This window comes from Mesorhizobium sp. 1B3 (assembly GCF_050958605.1).
Classification (GTDB): Bacteria; Pseudomonadota; Alphaproteobacteria; order Rhizobiales; family Rhizobiaceae.
The window spans coordinates 119,844-138,348 of record NZ_JBJHDO010000005.1 but is presented as its reverse complement, the minus strand read 5'-3'; the positions used below and the strand labels follow the sequence as shown (position 1 = coordinate 138,348).

Annotated in this window: 15 protein-coding genes and 2 pseudogenes; 6 read left to right on the top strand and 11 right to left on the bottom strand. The window is 62.4% G+C overall.

The features are described 5' to 3' along the window. The first annotated feature begins 74 nt into the window (after positions 1 to 74). Both ACCO56_RS15405 and ACCO56_RS15400 read left to right on the top strand, forming a co-directional pair. Positions 75 to 446: a DUF1036 domain-containing protein gene (locus ACCO56_RS15405; RefSeq protein WP_433642018.1), complete on the top strand. Its 372-nt coding sequence runs from the start codon at positions 75 to 77 to the stop codon at positions 444 to 446. Beyond that, positions 443 to 2,761 carry a peptidoglycan DD-metalloendopeptidase family protein gene (locus ACCO56_RS15400; RefSeq protein WP_433641647.1) on the top strand — a complete coding sequence of 773 codons (2,319 nt, stop codon included), beginning with the start codon at positions 443 to 445 and terminating at the stop codon, positions 2,759 to 2,761. Before ACCO56_RS15405 ends, ACCO56_RS15400 begins: the two co-directional genes overlap by 4 nt. Before the next feature lie 291 nt (positions 2,762 to 3,052). On the opposite strand, the gene ACCO56_RS15395 is transcribed toward ACCO56_RS15400, so the two are convergent. The 3 genes and pseudogenes from ACCO56_RS15395 to ACCO56_RS15385 all read right to left on the bottom strand — a co-directional run bounded on the left by ACCO56_RS15395 (position 3,053) and on the right by ACCO56_RS15385 (position 4,704). After that, the gene (locus tag ACCO56_RS15395; protein WP_433641646.1) at positions 3,053 to 3,571 is read right to left on the bottom strand and encodes an OmpA family protein; all 519 of its coding nucleotides are present in this window, start codon (positions 3,569 to 3,571) and stop codon (positions 3,053 to 3,055) included. 470 nt (positions 3,572 to 4,041) lie between these two features. Then, a pseudogene (locus ACCO56_RS15390) lies at positions 4,042 to 4,320 on the bottom strand (IS6 family transposase); the annotation flags it as partial. Between the two features lie 150 nt (positions 4,321 to 4,470). Next, positions 4,471 to 4,704 (bottom strand): hypothetical protein, encoded by a 234-nt coding sequence (locus ACCO56_RS15385; RefSeq protein WP_433641645.1) that lies wholly within the window; start codon positions 4,702 to 4,704, stop codon positions 4,471 to 4,473. 184 nt (positions 4,705 to 4,888) lie between these two features. On the opposite strand from ACCO56_RS15385, the gene ACCO56_RS15380 reads away from it, so the two are divergent. From ACCO56_RS15380 to ACCO56_RS15370, 3 genes and pseudogenes are all read left to right on the top strand, one after another. Further along, positions 4,889 to 5,119 carry an AbrB/MazE/SpoVT family DNA-binding domain-containing protein gene (locus ACCO56_RS15380; RefSeq protein ID WP_433641644.1) on the top strand — a complete coding sequence of 77 codons (231 nt, stop codon included), beginning with the start codon at positions 4,889 to 4,891 and terminating at the stop codon, positions 5,117 to 5,119. An 8-nt stretch (positions 5,120 to 5,127) separates the two neighbouring features. Continuing rightward, positions 5,128 to 5,532, top strand: coding sequence for a type II toxin-antitoxin system VapC family toxin (locus tag ACCO56_RS15375; RefSeq protein WP_433641643.1), 405 nt, complete (start codon positions 5,128 to 5,130; stop codon positions 5,530 to 5,532). 169 nt (positions 5,533 to 5,701) lie between these two features. Next, positions 5,702 to 5,974, top strand: a pseudogene (locus ACCO56_RS15370) (helix-turn-helix domain-containing protein); the annotation flags it as partial. Here ACCO56_RS15370 and ACCO56_RS15365 read toward each other — a convergent pair. From ACCO56_RS15365 to ACCO56_RS15330, 8 genes are all read right to left on the bottom strand, one after another. Beyond that, positions 5,906 to 6,247: a molybdopterin-dependent oxidoreductase gene (locus ACCO56_RS15365; protein WP_433642017.1), complete on the bottom strand. Its 342-nt coding sequence runs from the start codon at positions 6,245 to 6,247 to the stop codon at positions 5,906 to 5,908. The pseudogene ACCO56_RS15370 and the gene ACCO56_RS15365 sit on opposite strands and share 69 nt — an antisense overlap. A 193-nt stretch (positions 6,248 to 6,440) precedes the next feature. Continuing rightward, entirely contained in the window at positions 6,441 to 8,258 is a 1,818-nt protein-coding gene (locus ACCO56_RS15360) for an ABC transporter ATP-binding protein (RefSeq protein WP_433641642.1), read from the bottom strand. Continuing rightward, positions 8,255 to 9,097 carry an ABC transporter permease gene (locus ACCO56_RS15355; RefSeq protein ID WP_433641641.1) on the bottom strand — a complete coding sequence of 281 codons (843 nt, stop codon included), beginning with the start codon at positions 9,095 to 9,097 and terminating at the stop codon, positions 8,255 to 8,257. Before ACCO56_RS15355 ends, ACCO56_RS15360 begins: the two co-directional genes overlap by 4 nt. Positions 9,098 to 9,101: 4 nt before the next feature. Beyond that, entirely contained in the window at positions 9,102 to 10,082 is a 981-nt protein-coding gene (locus ACCO56_RS15350; RefSeq protein WP_433641640.1) for an ABC transporter permease, read from the bottom strand. A gap of 56 nt (positions 10,083 to 10,138) precedes the next feature. Beyond that, the gene (locus ACCO56_RS15345; RefSeq protein ID WP_433641639.1) at positions 10,139 to 11,689 is read right to left on the bottom strand and encodes an ABC transporter substrate-binding protein; all 1,551 of its coding nucleotides are present in this window, start codon (positions 11,687 to 11,689) and stop codon (positions 10,139 to 10,141) included. A gap of 25 nt (positions 11,690 to 11,714) precedes the next feature. Then, positions 11,715 to 13,826, bottom strand: coding sequence for a hydantoinase/oxoprolinase family protein (locus tag ACCO56_RS15340; RefSeq protein ID WP_433641638.1), 2,112 nt, complete (start codon positions 13,824 to 13,826; stop codon positions 11,715 to 11,717). Between the two features lies 1 nt (position 13,827). Continuing rightward, positions 13,828 to 15,834, bottom strand: a complete 2,007-nt coding sequence (locus tag ACCO56_RS15335; RefSeq protein WP_433641637.1) for a hydantoinase B/oxoprolinase family protein — start codon at positions 15,832 to 15,834, stop codon at positions 13,828 to 13,830. Between the two features lie 156 nt (positions 15,835 to 15,990). Then, positions 15,991 to 16,671, bottom strand: a complete 681-nt coding sequence (locus ACCO56_RS15330) for a TetR/AcrR family transcriptional regulator (RefSeq protein ID WP_433641636.1) — start codon at positions 16,669 to 16,671, stop codon at positions 15,991 to 15,993. A 202-nt stretch (positions 16,672 to 16,873) separates the two neighbouring features. On the opposite strand from ACCO56_RS15330, the gene ACCO56_RS15325 reads away from it, so the two are divergent. Beyond that, positions 16,874 to 18,505, top strand: a complete 1,632-nt coding sequence (locus ACCO56_RS15325) for an FAD-dependent oxidoreductase (RefSeq protein ID WP_433641635.1) — start codon at positions 16,874 to 16,876, stop codon at positions 18,503 to 18,505.

Below are 18,505 nucleotides of genomic sequence, written 5' to 3'. Positions count from 1 at the left end.
CGGTTCCCCAGCGTTGGCGCCGAAGCGTCGGATGCGGCAGGCTCCCCGCGCTCTTCGCCGCCTTTCTGCTCGCGATGCTGGCACCAGACACGGCGCGGGCCGAATTCACCGTCTGCAACCAGACACTCGACGTGGTCAATCTTGCCGTCGGCAATGAGGTCGACGGCATGTTCCAGACCGACGGCTGGTGGACGGTCGGCGTCAACCGTTGCGTCAATGTCATCCGTGAGGAACTGACCAGTCGCTACGTCTACATCTATGCCACCGATGCCTTCGGCCATGGCATCCTGAACGGCTCGACCGACATGTGCATCCAGCGGCGGCGCTTCACCATTCGCGGCATCGATGATTGCTGGCAGCGCGGCCACATCGCGGCGCGGTTTTATGAAGTCGACACGCTGGCGCAGTCGCGCTGGACCTTCTTCCTGACCGGCGGCGGACAATGACGCACAGCATCGACGCCAGTTTCAGGCAGAAAAAGCAGGAGCGGCTGCAACGGAGGCGGCGCATGCGCTGGCGCAAGATCCTCGCCGGCTTAGCCCTTGTCGTGCTCGCTTCGCTTGGTGTCGGCTTCTACGTCACCGCGGACTACTGGTCATTCGGCGATCTCGATGAGAACCTGACGGTAACCGAGCAGTCGGACGAGATGGCGGCGGGCACGCCAGTCTACGTGCCGGCGATCGTCGACCTGCCAGGAGACCCGATGTGGATCAACATTGCCGGCGGTGGGGATGCCGCACCAAAGGGGCGCTCGATCCCGCGACCGGCGGACCTGGCCCAGCCCGGGATATCGCCAAAGATCGAAATGATGGGCGACACCATGCTGAGCTCTAGCGAGCGCTTCATGACGACGATACCCGCGACGCAAGAGGATTTTGCCTTTTTCCAGGCGCAGCGGGCAACCATCGCGGATTCGCACAGCCGTCAGCAGGCCGGCCTTAGTCCCGTACCGAAGGCAACGGAAACGCCCGTGGGCCCTCCAACAGCGGCATCCTCGCCCGGCGCCGCGGCGGCCGATCCCGATGCCGGCTGGGGCGAGCCAATCGACGGCGGCAAGGCAGAGCTTTCCGCCGTCGGCAAGACGGAGATCGAAAACAATACGAGCGTGGCGATCGTTACGCCCGAGAACGAGCGCTACGAGGCGACGCAGGACGCCTTCGTCAAGATTCTGAACAACCGCAGCCTCGAGAGCGTTATCACCGATGCGCATTTTAGCGTCGAGGAGGCGAAGGCGGCCGGCGAAGCGCTGAAGACGCTATTCCACCGTGACACTCTGGAGCCCGGCTTTGTCGTGGCGATGCGCGGCTACCGGCCTCGGCGAGAGGCCACGACGCGCAAGCTGATGCAGGTCTCCGTCTACACCCAGGATATGTTCGTCGGCACACTGACGCGCGATCGAGCAGGCTCTTTCGTCATCGGTGTCGATCCGTGGGTGCGCGACGACCTGTTCTACTATTCCGGCTCGGCTGCCGGTAGCGGACTAACGCGCCGCTACCGCCTGCTCGATGCGATCTATTCGACGGCGGTTCGCAACAATGTGCCGACCAGCGTGATAGGCGAGGCGATCATGTATCTGTCGCGCGGCCAGGACCTCAACGCCTTCGCCACCTATGACGAGCGCCTGTTGCTGATCTATTCGGACACGCCGCGCGACGAGGAGAGCGGCTCTGGCCGGGTGCTCTATGTCGGGGTGCATGGCGGCGAGAACGATCTGGAGTGCTTCGTCTTCCGGCAGAGCGACGGCCAATTTGCTTGCGTGACCGGCGACGACAAGGTTCAGTCGGTCACCATTGCCAACGGCATGGTCACCCCGGTCAATGGCGTCATGACCTCTACCTTTGGTCCGCGCAAGCACCCGATCCTGGGAAGCGTGCACGTCCACAAGGGCGTGGATTGGACCGCACCCGCTGGCACGCCTGTCTTCGCCGTCTATGATGGCAAGATCGTTTTCCAGGGTGATGGCGGCAGCTACGGCAATCTGGTGCGGATCGAACACGCGGACGGTCGCGAAACGCGCTATGCGCATCTGCAACGCTTCGCGCTCGAGAACGGAAGAACGGTCCAGGCGGGCGACATCATCGGCTATGTCGGCACCACCGGACTGTCGACCGGGCCCCATCTGCATTTCGAGCTCTACCAGGGCACCGAGGCCATTGATCCTCTGGGCACCATCGCTGTTGCCGCGTCGGGCGATTCGGTGGTCGAGACGTTGACCAACCGTATCATCCATGTCGAAAGCGGCGGTAGCGCACGGGCCAAGAACCCGCTGTCGACGGCGACCGGGCTCGGCCAGTTCATTACAAGGACCTGGATCCGGATGATGAACACCTACCGGCCGGACCTGGCTCGGTCGCTGTCCACCACCGAACTGCTGGCGTTGCGCTTCGACCCGACGCTCTCCCGCGAGATGGTGCGCAATCTTGCGCACGAAGGTGAGGCTTACCTGCGGGCCCGCGGCCACCAGATCACCGCCGGCCGGCTCTATCTCTGCCATTTTCTCGGCATGGAAGGCGCCAGCCAGGTGCTGTCGGCGCCCAGCGACGCCCTGCTCGTCTCGATCCTGGGGCCGCAGGTCGTCCAAGCCAACCCTTTCCTCATCGGCAAGACCACCGGCTATGTCGTGGATTGGGCAGAGAGGAAGATGCGCGGCCACGCCTGGGCAGCCACCGAAACGCGGGAGATAAGGCAAACATCACCCGAATTCGAGAAATACAAGCGGGCGATGGTGGCAATCATTCAGGCGACGGAAGGAACGCTGTGAGCGAATGCGCTGCGACCCGTGACCATCAGCGGCCGCTGATCTTCCTTCGTTATACTCGGCCGCCGCGGCAAGCCGCTCCGTCGCTTGTTGCCTTCCCTGACGCATGCTGCGAATTGGGATTCGCGCAGCATGCGTTAGGCCGTTGTTATGGATGTCGTTTGCCCAAAACCGCTGCACATTTTGGGGCGACATGCATTAATCAAGCACAAGGCACGAATTACCAATCTGCACCGCAAGGCTTCGTGGTTGGGCTCCACGACCATCCCTCAAGAGGAAAGCGACGACTTCTCTTTATTGCGCCCTTATCCGCATCTCGACGCGGCGGTTGACCGGATCGTAGGGATCGGCACTGCGGGGATGACTTTCGCCCATGCCGATGTCGCTGAGGCGCGACGACTCGATGCCCTGCGCCATGAGAAAGATCGTCACGGATTGTGCCCGCCGCTTCGAAAGCGCTTCATTGTAAGCGGTCGAACCGGAAGCATCGGTGTAACCCTCGACGGCGAAGTTGAGCGAATTCAGCCGGTTATCCTTGAGCGCCTTGGCAAACTCGGCGAGCTTCGTACGGGCATCGGCCTTGAGCTCGGCAGAATCGAGGTCGAAATTGACGAGCATGTCGAGCCCTGTCTGCTCCGGTGCTTGAGGCTTACTCTTGCATTCGTCCTCGGTGCCCACACAGATTCCACGCGAGGGGCCGAGCGTGGCGGTATCGGCGAAAAACTTGATGATGTCTTCCGACGATCGAACAGGATCGGCGAAGGCGGGGGAAGAAACCAGCGCTACCGCCAGGATTGAGGTGCCGAGCCGCATGGTCGCATCTCCAATCGAAGAAATCCGATTTCAAAGTTAATGATGGCGGAAAATAAATCCAGACCCCTTACTTGTCAATAAGAACGGCGACAGGATTGCGTGGCCAAGCCTCGTTCCCACCATGTATCCCTGAGGCACAAGGATAATTTATAAAGTATTAACAACTGCCATCCTGGTCAAAAACCAAATAACATCCAAATATATACGGCAACTCGGCAGCGATATTAAAGATAGATATTTATATTATCTAAATCAATGCGCGCATCAAATTCAACAAAAGTTCAGGGCATGGCGAATGTTCATTGTCAAAACCGGTGACGACTCGGGACAGAGCCCGCGCGCCGTGCTTGCGAGGCCTCTGGCTTCGAGCCGCTGGCCGGTCGCCAGATATTTCAAGTCCCTCCGTAGCACCTTCAGCCGGTGCGGTGCATGCGGTATCGGGCTGGACATCCGCGGTCTGGCGTACTCGCACTGTCGATGGCGCGATACAGATACATCCACCGGCCGCGGACCTTGATGTAGGTCTCGTCAACATGCCACTTGCCGGTAACGGTCCGCTTACGCCGGTCGAAGCGCTCTAGCAGCAGTGGTGAAAAGCGCACCACCCAGCGATGAACGGTGGAGCGATCGACGGTCAAGCTGCGTTCGGCCATCATCTCTTTCAGGTCGCGCAGGCTGAGATTGTAGACCAGATACCAGCGCACGCACAGCAGGATCACCGATTGGTCGAAATGGCGGCCCTTGAGCATGACAAGCTCCTCATAAACTGAGATTGCTGAGAAGATGATGCCGACGAAAAAATGGCCGAACCCAAGGGCTCGGCCAAAATTTACGCGCAAGGCGCAATGGGAGGAGAACGCCCGACGCACGTTGCAAATAGGAGTAAGATTGTATGGTTTTCAATTGCCCGGCGGCGGTTCGTTGGAACCGTTGAAGGGCAACTCATTGCCGCTCCCTTTTTCGAACTGCTGCGATTCTAGTACCGCAGGTCTGAGGATGCCGAAGCCGCAAAAAGACAGCGGCAGGAACAGGAAGATCGCCAGAGGAATAGCGGGCAGCGGGACGTGAGGTTCAATCGCTTGGGTGGCGTTGCTCCTATTTTTTTGGATTTGTCCAAGGATGAGACCTTGCATTCGCCGATACGCTCTGTCGGCGAGAAGATCGCTGCTCGGCAAAAGGCTTGGCACGAGAAGGCCGCGTAGATCATCGCGCAAAACGGAGACATCGCACCCACGTTGATGCACTCTAACGTTTGCTTGAACCCTTTGCCGATCTGTGGTATTACCGATTTTGACGTCGGTATTACCGGAGGCTTATATGTCTACTGCCATGACACAAAAGGGTCAGGTCACGATCCCCAAGGCAATCCGCGATCTGCTCGATCTCCATCCAGGGAACCTCGTTGACTTCGAGCGAGATCATGACGGACGGATCGTCCTGAAAAAAGTTGGTGACGAGCCGAAGAGTCGGTTTGCGCGATTTCGTGGTCATGCTGGCAAAGGCATGACGACCGACGAGCTAATGGCTCTGACGCGGGGAGAGCACTGATACGCAGAATGATCCTGATCGATACGAATGTGATATCGGACATCGTTTCGAATGATCCGAACTGGTATGACTGGTCGGTGGCGAGGATCGAGGAGGCATCGATCCTCGGCAAGCTGATGATCGTAGATGTCATCTATGCGGAGTTAGCGGCCCGCTACAGTAGGATCGAAGAGCTGAACCAGATGATCGACGGCATGGAGCTCGTGATCGCTCCGATGTCCCGAGAGAGTCTTTTCCTGGCCGCCAAGGCATTTCAGAGGTACAGGGCGAGCGGTGGAACACGAACCGGCGTACTGCCGGATTTCTTCATCGGTGCACATGCTGCTGTAGTTCGGGTTCCGCTGCTGACCCGAGACGCCAAGCGATACGCGACGTATTTCCCAACGGTGAAATTGATCGCGCCAGGGATTTGACGGCCGGGGGTAGTTCTCTAAGTGAGGCTGCCCGCGATCCCTGAAGAACTCTCATTGAGTAATGTGTCATTTCCATAAATAAATTTTTGTTATGTTGCATAACTATATTGGCGCAAAGCTAAAATGTCGCGAATCTGCAAAGCAGAAATGTCGCGTTTCTGCGAGCGTAATGCCAGTCTCCCCGCCTTTGGATGACGTGGGAGATTGCGAGTTAGGACTGGTTCTGATGAGCGAGCGCGAACTGCAACGCATCGAGATGTTATCGACGGTCTGGAGGGTAGACTGCGAACCGTGATGGCGGCGCATGTTCTTGGTCTGACGCCTCGACAGGTCAGCGGCTCCTGAGACATTCGCGTTAGATGGAGCGGCAGCGCTACGCCACAAGGCACGCGGTCGGCATCCGAACAATCGGCTCGCAGATGGCATGGCGGAGGCCGGAATCTGACTGTCGCGCAAGCAGCGCCGGACTTTCCATCAACCGCGTTTGCCCGGCGCTCGCCCAGCCGTAGGAGCCGCCATAGATCGCGCCATTGCCGTGGCTGGCGCGCACGCGCTCGAGTTTGGAGGCAGCCAGTGACAGTGCCTCGTCCCAGCTGACCTCCACGAACGGCTCCGCGCCAGGCGCGGCACCGCCGGCAGCATGCCCCTTCTCCAGGAAGGACCGGCGCACCGCCGGGCGAAGGATGCGGCTCGGATTGGCGAGGGCATCGATCATCGAGTTACCGAAGGGAAACGGATCGGGATCCTCGCCGATCGGCAACAGCGCCGCGGCCCTGCCCTCCTCGAAGCGCGCGCGATACGTCCTCTAATGGGTGACCACGGTGTGTCTTTCTGGATCTGGCAACATGTCGTGCTGGCTCGGGATGAACTCGCCGCCACCGTCATCCGGCCAGCGAAGCCTTGCGCCGTCAGGTCCAGTCGGCCTCGTTCCACTCCTGCACCAGATGCGCGGCGCTTGCTTCCCTGTAGCGGCGCGCAGGCGGTACATGGTCGATCGGGAAGATCGGACTTCTGATATCTTGATTGGAAGGCGGGCGCGGCGCATGCCGGCGCGCCGGATCCGGAACGGGGACCGCGGCGATCAGTCGCTTCGTATAGGGATGCTGCGGGTTCTCGAAAATCGCCGCACGCGGACCGATCTCGACGACCTCGCCCAGATACATGACTGCGACCCGGTGAGCGACGCGCTCCACGACAGCCATGTCGTGGGAAATGAACAGGTAGGATAGCCCCAGATGCTCCTGAAGGCCGAGCATGAGGTTCAGCACCTGCGTCTTCACTGTGACGTCGAGCGCGGAGACGGCCTCGTCCGCAACGATGATCTCCGGTTCGAGTGCAAGGGCGCGGGCGATACAGATGCGCTGGCGCTGGCCTCCGGAGAACTCGTGCGGGTAGCGTTCGACCATATCCGGCTCCAGACCGACAAGGCCAAGCAGTTCGCCTGCCCGCGTCAATGCGGCGGAATGGCCAAGAACACCGTTGTTCACCAGTGGCGCGGCAATGCTTTCACCCACCCGGATGCGCGGATTGAGGCTGGCGAAGGGATCCTGGAACACCATCTGGATATGCGGGATCACGTTCCTGCGCGGCGTCTGCCCGAGTTTCATGCCGTGGATGACGATCTCGCCGGCACTCGCTTTCTCAAGTTGCATCAGCGAGCGGCCAAGTGTCGACTTGCCGCATCCGCTTTCACCCACAAGCCCAAGGGTCTCGCCGCGCCGTAGGGTCAGGTCGACGTTCTCCACCGCGTGGACGCGAGCAGTGACGCGCTTCAGCAAACCTGAGTGCAGGTCGAAACGGGTCGTCAGTCCCCGCACGGAGAGGACAGGCGGCTCGCCATGGCGGATGGTGTCGACCTCCCTGCCGGCCTCTTGTGCCTTGCCCGTCAGCGCATCGATCTCCGGGAAGGCGCGGGGCATCTGCGTCCCGCGCATCGAGCCCAGCCGAGGTACCGCTCCAAGAAGGCTGAGCGTGTATGGCTGGCTTGCGCCCTGGAACAGGTCGGCGGTAGGGCCTTCCTCGACGACCATGCCGTTGTGAACCACGAGCGTGCGGTCGGCGACTTCAGCAACCACCCCCATATCATGCGTGATGAAGAGAATGGATGTCCCTTCCTCCTGCTGCAGGAGGCGCATCAGGTCGAGAATCTGCGCCTGCACCGTCACGTCGAGCGCTGTGGTCGGCTCGTCGGCAATCAGCAATTTCGGGCGGCAGGCCATCGCCATGGCGATCATGACACGCTGTCTCATGCCGCCGGAAAGCCGGTGTGGATATTCCGCTAGTCGCCTCTGCGCAGCAGGAATCCGTACCTTCTCAAGGAGTTCCCTTGCTTCGGCCAGCGCTGCGCGATGCGAAAGCCCCCGGTGCCGCTTCAACGTTTCGGCAAGCTGATATCCGACGGTGAGCACCGGATTCAACGATGTCATCGGCTCCTGAAAGATCATACCGATCTGATTGCCCCGCACAGACTGGATCTCACGTTCGGCAAGCGAAATCAGGTCTCGGCCACCGAATTGCGCGGTCCCGGTAACGCGGCTGGTGCGTCGGTCCAGCAACTGCATCAGCGACATGGCGATGACGCTCTTGCCTGATCCAGAGCCGCCGACCAGAGCGAGGGTCTTTCCAGCCTCGACATCGAACGAGACACCGTGCACCACCGGCGTCTCACCCTGCGCCGAGGCAAAGAAGACCTTGAGATCGCGAACCGAAAGCAGGGGATCGTTCATCGCGCCTCTCCCGCCGCGCGCTGGCGGCCGCGCGGATCGAGCATGTCGCGCAAGCCGTCGCCAAGAAGATTGAAACCGAGGCAAGCCAGCATGATCGTCAGCCCCGAAGCGAAGCTCAGCCACGGCGACTGCGACAGGAAGCGCGTGCCGTAGGACAGCGTGCCGCCCCATGTGGGAGCAGGCGGGCGGACGCCGAATCCAAGGAAGGACAGCGCGCTTTCGGTGATGATCGCGGTACCGAAGCCGAGGGTGGCCAGCACAATGATCGGGCCATAAGCATTCGGCAGGATTTCGCGGAAGATGATGTTGAGATGCGACGCGCCGCCGGTGCGTGCGGCATCGATATAGGGCCTCTTGCGCAGGCTGAGCGTCGTCGCGCGAATGACGCGCGCATATTCGGTCCAGAAGACGAGCACCATCGCGATGACAAGGTTGACGGTGCCCGGACCGATGATCGCGACTACGGCCATAGCGAGGATCAACGCGGGAAAGCCCAGAAAGATGTCGGTGATCCGCATGAGGATCATGTCCACCCAGCCGCCGAAATAACCTGCCACCAATCCGACGATCGTCCCCAGAAGAACCGAGAACGCGACGGCGGCGGCGGCGACGCCCATCGACAGCCGCGCGCCATAGGCCAGACGCGTCCAGACATCCCGGCCAAAATTGTCCGTGCCCAGCCAATGTGCGGCGCTCGGCCCCTGCAGTCGGTTGACCATGTCCATCTGCTCCACGCCGTGCGTGGCGAGGAGGGGCGCCAAGACCGCGATCAGCGCCAGCGTCAGGGTGATCACAAAGCCGACCAGCAGCGAGGGATTGCGCACGAGCGTCCTCAGCATCAACTCACTCCAGGCTGATCCGGGGATCGACCAACCCGTAAATCAGGTCGACGATCAGGTTCACGAGCGCGAACATCAGGGCGAATGTCAGCAGCAGTCCGAGGATGAGCGGCAGGTCGCGCTGGGAGACGGCCGTAACGATGAGTTGTCCCAGCCCGGGCCAGGCGAAGATCGCTTCCGTCAGCACCGCGCCGGCCAGGAGCACGCCGAAGCGCAGACCGATCACCGAGACAATCGGCAGAAGCGCGTTGCGGAGCACATGAACCAGCAAGACGCGAAGCCGCCCAAGCCCCTTGGCACGCGCCGTCCGAACGAAATCCTCGTGCATCACCTCCAGGACGGAGGCACGAACGAGCCGGCTGATGATTGCGGCCTGCCCCAACCCGAGGGAGAGCGCGGGCAGAAACAGATGTGTCAGCGAGGTCCGGAGGGCCGTCCCGTTGCCGGTGAAAGCCTGTCCAAGCGCGGGCAAGAGAGCCGGCCCCCTGCTGATGGAGGGCAGCCAGCCCAGCGAAACCGAAAAGACGTAGACCAACATGATGCCGAGCCAGAAAACCGGCATGGAAATGCCGAGTTGGGCGATCAGCATAACGCCCATGTCGATCCACGTGCCGCGCCAGACCGCGGCAACGATGCCCAGCACCAGGCCGATCAGGATTGCGATCAGTATCGCCGCCGTCGCGAGTTCCAGGGTCGCGGGCAGACGCTCGAGGATGATGTCGGCCACCGGCCGGCGCTGGAAGATGGATATGCCGAGATCGCCCTGGGCCAGCGACCACAGGTAATGCCAGAGCCTGAGGAACCACGGTTCGTCGAGACCAAGGCTCTGACGCATCATCGCGACCTGCTTGGGCGATGCGGCATCGCCGAGAAGCACGCTTACCGGATCACCGGGAAAGAAGAGAAGCAGGCAAAATGCAACCGTTGCGATGCCGAATGCAAGCGGCACCAGTATGAGAACCCGTCTGATCGTATAGGCCAGCATACCACGCTCCGGTTGCTTTCCGCCCCGTCCCCGGGAAGAGACGGGGCGAGGGATGTTTACTGGGCCGCAGGGGACGCCAGATCGGTCAGGAAGCCGCGGGCGTCCGGCTGGAAGCCTTCCAGCTTCTTGGACGTGAATGCATGAAGGCGCTGGTGAGCCACGATATAGTAGGGCACGTCCTCCGCGATCTGGCTGGCCGCCGCGCGATAAGCCGCGGCGCGTGTCTCCACCGCGCTCTTCGTCCGTCCCTCCTCCAGCGCGGCATCGACTTCCGCGTTCGAGTAACCGCCCCAGTTGAAGTTACCGCCCGTATGGAGCTGGCCGTACATCGCACGGTCGGGATCAACCAGATTGCCCCAGCTCAGAAACGAGATCTGATAGGTCTTGCCCTGATTGCCCTGCATGAAGGTCGGATAATCGACCGCGAGCACTTCCGTCTTGATGCCTACCGAGATGAACAGGTTCTGGAGGTACTCGATCGCCTGGACGCGTTCGGCATCCTCGCTGTTCGTGCCTATGGTCAACGCGAGCGGCGTACCGTCCTTAGCGCGGACCCCGTCTGCGCCGAGCGTCCAGCCAAGTGCGTCAAGTTCCGCCGCAGCGGCGGCTGGGTCGAATATCGGCTGTTTGACCTCCGCATCGTACACCCACGGGAAGGCCGGCATGAGGATCGACGACGCGACCTCGTCGAGGCCGCCATAGATCTGTTCAACGATGGTCTTCTGGTCGATGAGCTTCGCGATCGCCGAACGCAATGCGGGATCGGAGAGCAGCGCATCCTGCGTGTTGAAGTTGACATAGATGAATGACACGGCGGGGGTGACGCTGTGGTCGAGATCGCCATTCTGCGACAGATTCTGGACCTCCGCCGGCGGCAGCGGGCTATAGATCAGATCGACGTCTCCGGCAGCGATCGCCTGCGCGCGCGCCGTGCCGTTGCCGACGATGACCGTCTCGATGCGCTTCACGGCGGGCTCGCCGTTCCAGTAGTCGGGATTGGCCACCAGGTCGATCTGGCTGCCGCGCAGCCAGTTATCGAGCTTGAACGGTCCCGTGCCGACCGGCGTGGAGCCGAATTCCGCGTTTCCTTGTGCCGCGCCGCGCGGCAGGATGCCGAGGTCGAGATAGGAGAGCAGCGGCGCGTAGGGCTCCTTGAGCTTGAATTCGACGGTCTTCTCATCCACCGCCCTCACGCTCTCGATGGGTTCGTAGAGCGAACGCGAACGGGCATTGAGCGCCGGATCGACCATTGTGGTGTAGGTAAACACGACGTCGTCTGCGGTCAGTGGCGTGCCGTCGTGGAAGGTGACGCCTTCGCGCAGATGAAACACCAGCGTCAGCGGGTCGGGCTGGTCCCAGCTGGTTGCAAGTGCGGGCTGGGGCCGGAAATTCTCGTCGAGGCGCACCAGCCCATCATAGATCAGGTCGTTCAGGCGATAGCTAGTGGTCTCGGCCGCGAGTCGCGCATCCAGAGACAGCGAGTCGACGTCTAGGGCAATGCGCACGGTCTCGGGCGGAGCCACGAGTTCGGCCATGGCCGACGTGGACAACGCAAGCGACGCGATCGCGCCAAGAAGCAGGGAGCGCAGCGGTAGTGACGGCTTCATGTCAGGTCTCCAGTGCAAGTCCGGGTCAGATCCGGGACGAGGTGGTGTTCTTCTCGATGATGAGATTGCCCGCCATATCAACATGACCATGCCATCCCGGCAGCACGACGACGGTCGTGTCCTCCTGCTCCAGAATGACGGGACCACGAAAGGCGGCACCAACACCAAGGCCGTCGCGAGACAGGACCTCGGCCCGGTGGGCGGCGCCTTTCCAATAAAGATCGCGGCTTTCGCCGGACACCGCCGGCCTCGCTTCAGTAGGAGCGGCGGCTGTATTGACCGGCTCGACATGCCCGGTGACGCGCAGGCGGATCGTCGTGATCTCCACCGCGGTTTCCGTATCGCGGAAATGGTAGAGGCGCTCGTGGGCCCGATGAAACCCTTCGACGGCTGCTGCCGCGTCGATGCTCGCGCCGTCCCATTCGCACTTCACCGGCAGATCGAAGGCCTGGCCCCGATACCGCATGTCGAGCGACACCACGACGTCGTGGCCCTTGAGGATCTCGCCCTCCTGCGCCACCCAGTCGCGGGCTTCGTCGGCCATGGCGCGCGCCAGGCCGGCAATCATCTGCGGCGCCTTTTCGTCCCCCGACAGATCGAAATGCGCCGAGCGTACATAGTCGCGCTTCACATCGGCCATGATGGCGCCCAGCGCGCAGAACGTGCCCGGACTCGCAGGCACGATCATGCGCGACAGACCGGCGGCATCCGCGATGAGGTTGGCCTGCGTCGGCCCTGCGCCCCCGAAAGGCAGCAAGGTGAAAGCGCGCAGATCAAGACCGCGCTGCGCGATCCCTTTCGACATCTCGGCCGTCATCACGGCAGTAGTCACGCGAAGCGCGGCTTCCGCGGCCCGGGCCGCGCGCTCGGCCCCGGCGGGAAAACCGATCCGCTCGCCGATGCGATCGAGAGCGGTGCGCGCTGCCTCCACGTCGAGCCGCATGCGCCCGCCGACAAAGCGTTCGGGATCGATGAATCCGGAGACCAGATAGCAGTCGGTGACCGTCGGTTCCGTCCCGCCCCCACCGTAGCAGATCGGACCGGGATCGGCGCCGGCCGAAGCCGGACCGATCTTGAGCACGCCCTGATCATCCACCCACACGATCGAGCCGCCGCCCGCACCGATGGCCGAGACATTCACCACCGGGACGATGATGGGAAAGTCGCCGATATGAGTGCGGTTCGTCGTCTCGGGCTCACCTGCGGTGATGACGGACATGTCGGCGGAGGTGCCGCCCATATCGACGGTGACGATCTCGTCGGCGCCCGAGGCGCGCGCGGACACGGCCGCGGCAACCACGCCCGAGGCCGGACCGGACAGGAGCGTGTCGATCGGGCGTTCGGCCGCCGTCGCGAGACTGAGCGTACCGCCATTGTTGGCGGTGATGTAGATGGGGGCAGTGATGCCCAGCCCCTTCACCCGACGCTCCAGCCGCTTGAGATAGCTCGACATGATGGGCTGGACATAGGCGTTCATGAGCGCGACCAGGCCGCGCTCGTATTCGCGCTGCTCCGGCCATATCGATGCAGAGGCTGTCACCTCCACTTCGGGTAGCCGGGTTTTCAGGCGCCGTGCCACGTCCAGCTCAACATCGGGACGGCGATAGGAGTGGAGGAGCAGGACGCCCACCGCCTCGACTCCGGCCTCGCGGAAAGTGCGCGCCAACGCGTCCAGTTCGGCTTCGCTCGTCTCGTTCTCGACGCTGCCGTCTTCGAGGATGCGGGTGGAGACCTCGCCAATCAGCCGCCGTTTCACCAGCGCCTCTTCCTTTGGCACTAGATAGGAGAAAGCGTTGGGCATCTGGCTGCGGCCGATCTCGAGCACACCGCGCATGCCGCGCGAGACCACGAGCCCCATCCTGGCGCCGCGGCGCTGGATGACGGCGTTGAGGCCGATCGTCGTGCCGTGGACGATGAGGCCCACATCCTCGGGGCGGCGACCGGCGCGTTCGAGAAGCTTCGGCAGGCCCCGTTCGACGGAAGCGGACGGATCCTGCGGAACGCTCGGCTCCTTGAAGATCGTTATCGCCCCGGTGGCCGCGTCGGCGAGCACGAAATCGGTGAAGGTGCCGCCGACATCGATGCCGATGCGGCAGCCGGCCTGCATCAGGATATGGTCTTGCACTTGCTCGGTCATGTCAGGCGGCATCCTGGGTGGGCAGCAGGTCTTCAAGGGCCTCGGCGAAGCGCGCGCGCAGCAATTCGGTCTGGGCAAGGGCGTCCGTCAGGTCGAGGGCGGACGGATCGGCAAGCTCGGGAACGACACGCTCGAACACCTTGCGCCGCAAGGCGTGACGGCTGGCCTTGCGCAACGAAAACAACCTGCGATTGAGCTCAAGCATTGACGGATCGTCGAAGATGGCCTCCCAAAGATTACGGAACGTGCCGAAGTCGAAGATCTGCGCGGGTTTCTCCGGGCGATGGGCGCGCAACGCGCGTGTCGCCGCCTCGTCGACGACCCCTCCGCGGATGACGACACCATAATCGTCGCGGGCGGACTGCAACGTGACGAAGCCGTCCAGCACGTCGTCCAGGACCAGTCCCGCGTCTCGCTTGAACGGATCGCCATATCCGCCGCCGCCCGGCATCAGAAGGGTCAGCGTATCACCCTTCGCCAGATGCAACTCATGGATCTTGGCGATCATCCGCTCGTCGGGCCTGCCGCGATTGAAAATGGCTCCAAGCGTCGCACCCGCGCAACCGCCGAAGATGCCGAAAGGCGGAAACCGCAATCGCTCCATGCCACGCGCGACGACGACGCCGCTGTCCGTCGCGGAGCGGATGGTGATCATCTGCCCCGCTCCGCCCCGCCACTTGCCGGGCCCGCCGCTGTCGGGGCGGATGTCGTATTCGGTGACGACAAGCGCGCTGTGCCCTTCTACGGTCTCCAGCGGATGATTGCGCATGTTGTTGAGCGAATTGTCCCGGGCATCCACGCCATCTCGCCCGCGCATCGCCCCCATGCCGGCTTTCAGCGGCTGGACGACCTCCACCTTGCGGCTGCCGTCGTCCAGCGTTTCGGCAAAGGCGAAAGGCACCATCGTGCCGCCCGTCGCGGCCGGCATGAGGTCCGGGACCGCCTTGATAAGCGCGCCCCCGACGCTGTCGAAAAGACGGTAGGGTGCAGACGCACGCAGATTGACGGCGTCGGGGAACTCGGCATGCAGCACCGTTCCGGGCGGATTGATGACCGAGATATTGCGATAGATGCCGGCGTTCTTTGGGATGTCCGGCGCCTGGGCGGTGATGAAACCGGTCAGGCGGAAGGTCAGCCAGTACATGCGCCGCCCTGCAGACGGCACGTTGTAGGAGGTTTTCACCTGGGGATCGGTTCCCGAAAGATCGAGCCTTACATGGCCGTCGCGCACCGACATCCTGACGCGGATGCGGACCGGAATGCGCGAAACCAGATCGTCGTCCATGTAGTCCCAGAAATCGTAGTCGCCATCCGGGATCTGTCGCAGGATGTCCCTTGCGCGCTTTTCCGCATAGTCCTGAATGTCGCGGACATTGCGACGGAAGGCGTCCTCGCCGATCTGGTCGATCACCTCGGCAAGGCGCGCCTCGCCAAGCGCCAGCGCACCGGCCATGGCGCGAAGGTCGGCCACGGTTATATCCGGCACGCGCGAATTCATGCGGATCAACTCGATCAGGTCGTCGTTCTGCTCGCCGCCGCGAAACAGCTTCATCGGCGGAATACGCAACCCTTCCTGAAAGATTTCCGTCAACGCCGGCGACATCGACGACGGCACCGCGCCTCCGATATCGGCACAGTGGACGAAGGACCAGGCATAGGCGGCCAGCCTCCCCCGGTAGAACAAAGGCCGGATGAGATTTACGTCGGGAAGATGGGTGGCGAGCCCGGCCGAGCGATAGGGGTCATTGGTGACGATGACGTCACCAGGCTCGACGTCAGGAACGGCATCGATCGTCGTTTTGAAATTGCAGTCCACCAGAAAGGCGAAGGAGGCGGACGGCGGATAGGCGAAGACGTTTCCGTCGAGATCGAGGATGGCGGTCGCGAAGTCCGCCGCCTCCTTCACATAGGCGGAACGAGAGGCGCGCTGGATAGCGAAATACATTTCATCGGTCACCGCCGAGAGCTTTCGGCTCACGATCTCCAGCTCGACGGCATCCAGCAGCATCGCTTCCTCCCGGCACATTAAATGACCAATTCAAATTTGCATTTCAATGATGGTCATGCAAGAGAATTTTATCGCGCTTCACAAGGTGATCGGAGAATTTATTGCCCTTTGCCTCGGCCCGAAAAGGATCTGATGCGGCCGCCCGGGCTTGACGCCTCAGTCGGCAAGGACGGTGCCGGCCGATGCCGCCAGAAAACCCTGAGCGATAAAGGCCACGAGTTCGCGCACGACAGTGTCCTCGTCGGCTTGGCGCTGGGTGTCGGCAAGCCGGACGATCTGATGGATGCTCGGCGACAGATCGGCAAGGACGAACACCATCGCCCCCCGCGCGCAGTCGTAGCGCCAGATGATTTCCTTTCGGGACAGATGCGGCAAAATGCAGGCGAGCGCGGAAATGAAGCGTTCATGGATCGCGTCGTCCTCGGCGCTCGCCAGTCCGGCGGGGGCAGCGGGGCTCGAGCGCGCCTGCATGAACAGGCTGACATTGGCTTCACCATGCGGCGACGCGACGGCCAGTTGCACCATGGGCCGAATCAGCGCATCGAGCAGCGGCTCCAGCCGCGGCTTGCCACCCGCCCTTATCGCCGCCTCGTAGTCGCTCAACGCGATGTCGCGCGCCCGATTCATTCGGCCGAGAAGGTCGCCCATCACTTGTCGGATCAGTTCGTCCTTGGACCGGAAGTAGTAGTTTACAGCCGCGATATTTGCGTCCGCCGTCTCGGTGATCTCCTTGAGGGTGGCGTTCTCGAAGCCTCTTCTCGCGAGCACGTCCACGGCCGCGCTCAGTATTCTCTCGCGCGTATCCGCTTGCTGTGGTGCGGTCTCCTGCTTTTTCAAAAGCCTGCCTCCATACTGTCCGCAAACCGGGCCGTGGAATCCCGCCGTCGCAGGTTTCGACGCCATTCTTGCCTTTATTGGACTTCGCGCTGCCACACAACGGGTTGCCCCCTCTAATTCAATCGCATATTTAATATGTGCGATTGAATTTAATTGATTCCGACCGAAACCGCGCCGCCGCGCACCTTCTTCAGAGGACCGGATGACCCTCTACAACGATGAAGTGGACGTCCTGATCCTTGGTTCGGGATGCGCCGCGCTGGTTGCCGCCCTGCATGCGGCAGGGGCAGGCCTGAAAGTCCTTGTGTGCGAGAAAACGTCCAAGTTCGGCGGCACCAGCGCCATGTCGGCGGGCGGCATCTGGATTGCCGCAAACCCCCTCGCCCGCAAAGCGGGAATCGATGACGATTTGGACGAGGCGTTTGCCTATATGTGCGCCGTCGCGCCCGAAGGCTGGAATTTTCCGCAGCACTGGCGCGCACTCCTCGACGCCGGTCCCAGGATGCTCGACTTGCTCCAGTCACGGACGCCGCTGCGCTTCAAATTGACTGGCGAGCCGGACCCTTATGCAGACGCCCCTGGCGCGAAAGTTAAGGGGAGGATGCTCTCCGTGCTGCCGATCAGCCGTCTTGCGGCGCGTGGCAACGCCTTCCGCGTTCGCGGCTCGACCCTTCCGGAGATATTCACCTACCACGAATTGCTCGAGACTGACCTCTACCACAAGCCCGTCAGCACCACCTTGCGGTTGTTACCGCGTCTCGCCGGGCGCATGATCAGTCTAAGTGCCGGCAAGGGCACAGCCCTCATGATCGGTCTCATCCGCGGATGCCAGGACGCCGGCGTGCGCCTGCAGACACGGGCTGCCGGCACGGAACTCATCGTGGTAGACGGCCGCGTGACCGGCGCCGTCGTCAATCATTGCGGCAAACCGCAGAGGATAAGGGCTCGCGTCGCCACATTGATCGCGACCGGCGGCTTCGAGTGGAGCGCCGACATGATGCGGCGCCATTTCGTCAGCCCGGTCCAGTTCTTCGGTTCTCCCGACGGCAATACAGGCGACGGACAGCGAATGGCGCAGGCCGCCGGTGCGGAACTGGCCGCGATGGATCAGGCCAACGTCACCGCGGCGATTCCGCGCCGTTACGAGGGTATGGTCCACGGCATGCCCGTCCCCTACCACGCGGAAGAAAACGCGATAGTGGTGAACCGGCACGGCCAGCGCTTCTGGGACGAGCTTCATGTCAATCTCGGCGAGGCGCTCATCGAGCGCGACCCGCAGACCGGCGAGCCGCTCCATCTGCCAGCCTTCGTCATCACTGATGCACGCTATCCGAAGAAGGCTCCGCTGGTGCGCTTCTTCGCACGGCTGGTCCCCGGCTGGCTGGTCAAGGCGCCGACCATTCCGGACCTGGCGCGCAAGATCGGTATCGACCCGGATGCGCTCAACCGCACCGTCGAGCGTTTCAACGGCTTTGCCGCCACCGGGGTCGACGAGGATTTCGAGCGCGGCAAGACAAGGGCGCACCAGAAGGCAGACAAGCGCAAACGCGCCGGCCTCGAGCCGATCGCTAAGCCGCCCTTCATCGCTATCCGATTCAATCCCTCCATCATGTCGACGAAGGGCGGACCGCGCACCGACCCGCAAGGCCGCGTCCTGCGGCCCGACGGAACGGTGATCGAAGGGCTCTACGCGGCAGGCGCATCGATGGCAAACCCGATTGGCACACGCGGCGTCGGCGCCGGTACGACGCTCGGTCCCTTCATGAGCTGGGGTTATCTCTGCGCCGACGACATGATCCGACAGGCACGGAAAAGCGGCATCCTGCCTTCGTGA

What these genes read in the sequence shown, in the direction of transcription:
- ACCO56_RS15405 (WP_433642018.1), top strand. Translation starts at nt 75, where the DNA reads ATGCTGGCACCAGACACGGCGCGGGCCGAATTCACCGTCTGCAACCAG.
- ACCO56_RS15400 (WP_433641647.1), top strand. Translation starts at nt 443, where the DNA reads ATGACGCACAGCATCGACGCCAGTTTCAGGCAGAAAAAGCAGGAGCGG.
- ACCO56_RS15395 (WP_433641646.1), bottom strand. Translation starts at nt 3,571, where the DNA reads ATGCGGCTCGGCACCTCAATCCTGGCGGTAGCGCTGGTTTCTTCCCCC.
- ACCO56_RS15385 (WP_433641645.1), bottom strand. Translation starts at nt 4,704, where the DNA reads ATGCAAGGTCTCATCCTTGGACAAATCCAAAAAAATAGGAGCAACGCC.
- ACCO56_RS15380 (WP_433641644.1), top strand. Translation starts at nt 4,889, where the DNA reads ATGTCTACTGCCATGACACAAAAGGGTCAGGTCACGATCCCCAAGGCA.
- ACCO56_RS15375 (WP_433641643.1), top strand. Translation starts at nt 5,128, where the DNA reads ATGATCCTGATCGATACGAATGTGATATCGGACATCGTTTCGAATGAT.
- ACCO56_RS15365 (WP_433642017.1), bottom strand. Translation starts at nt 6,247, where the DNA reads ATGATCGATGCCCTCGCCAATCCGAGCCGCATCCTTCGCCCGGCGGTG.
- ACCO56_RS15360 (WP_433641642.1), bottom strand. Translation starts at nt 8,258, where the DNA reads ATGAACGATCCCCTGCTTTCGGTTCGCGATCTCAAGGTCTTCTTTGCC.
- ACCO56_RS15355 (WP_433641641.1), bottom strand. Translation starts at nt 9,097, where the DNA reads ATGCTGAGGACGCTCGTGCGCAATCCCTCGCTGCTGGTCGGCTTTGTG.
- ACCO56_RS15350 (WP_433641640.1), bottom strand. Translation starts at nt 10,082, where the DNA reads ATGCTGGCCTATACGATCAGACGGGTTCTCATACTGGTGCCGCTTGCA.
- ACCO56_RS15345 (WP_433641639.1), bottom strand. Translation starts at nt 11,689, where the DNA reads ATGAAGCCGTCACTACCGCTGCGCTCCCTGCTTCTTGGCGCGATCGCG.
- ACCO56_RS15340 (WP_433641638.1), bottom strand. Translation starts at nt 13,826, where the DNA reads ATGACCGAGCAAGTGCAAGACCATATCCTGATGCAGGCCGGCTGCCGC.
- ACCO56_RS15335 (WP_433641637.1), bottom strand. Translation starts at nt 15,834, where the DNA reads ATGCTGCTGGATGCCGTCGAGCTGGAGATCGTGAGCCGAAAGCTCTCG.
- ACCO56_RS15325 (WP_433641635.1), top strand. Translation starts at nt 16,874, where the DNA reads ATGACCCTCTACAACGATGAAGTGGACGTCCTGATCCTTGGTTCGGGA.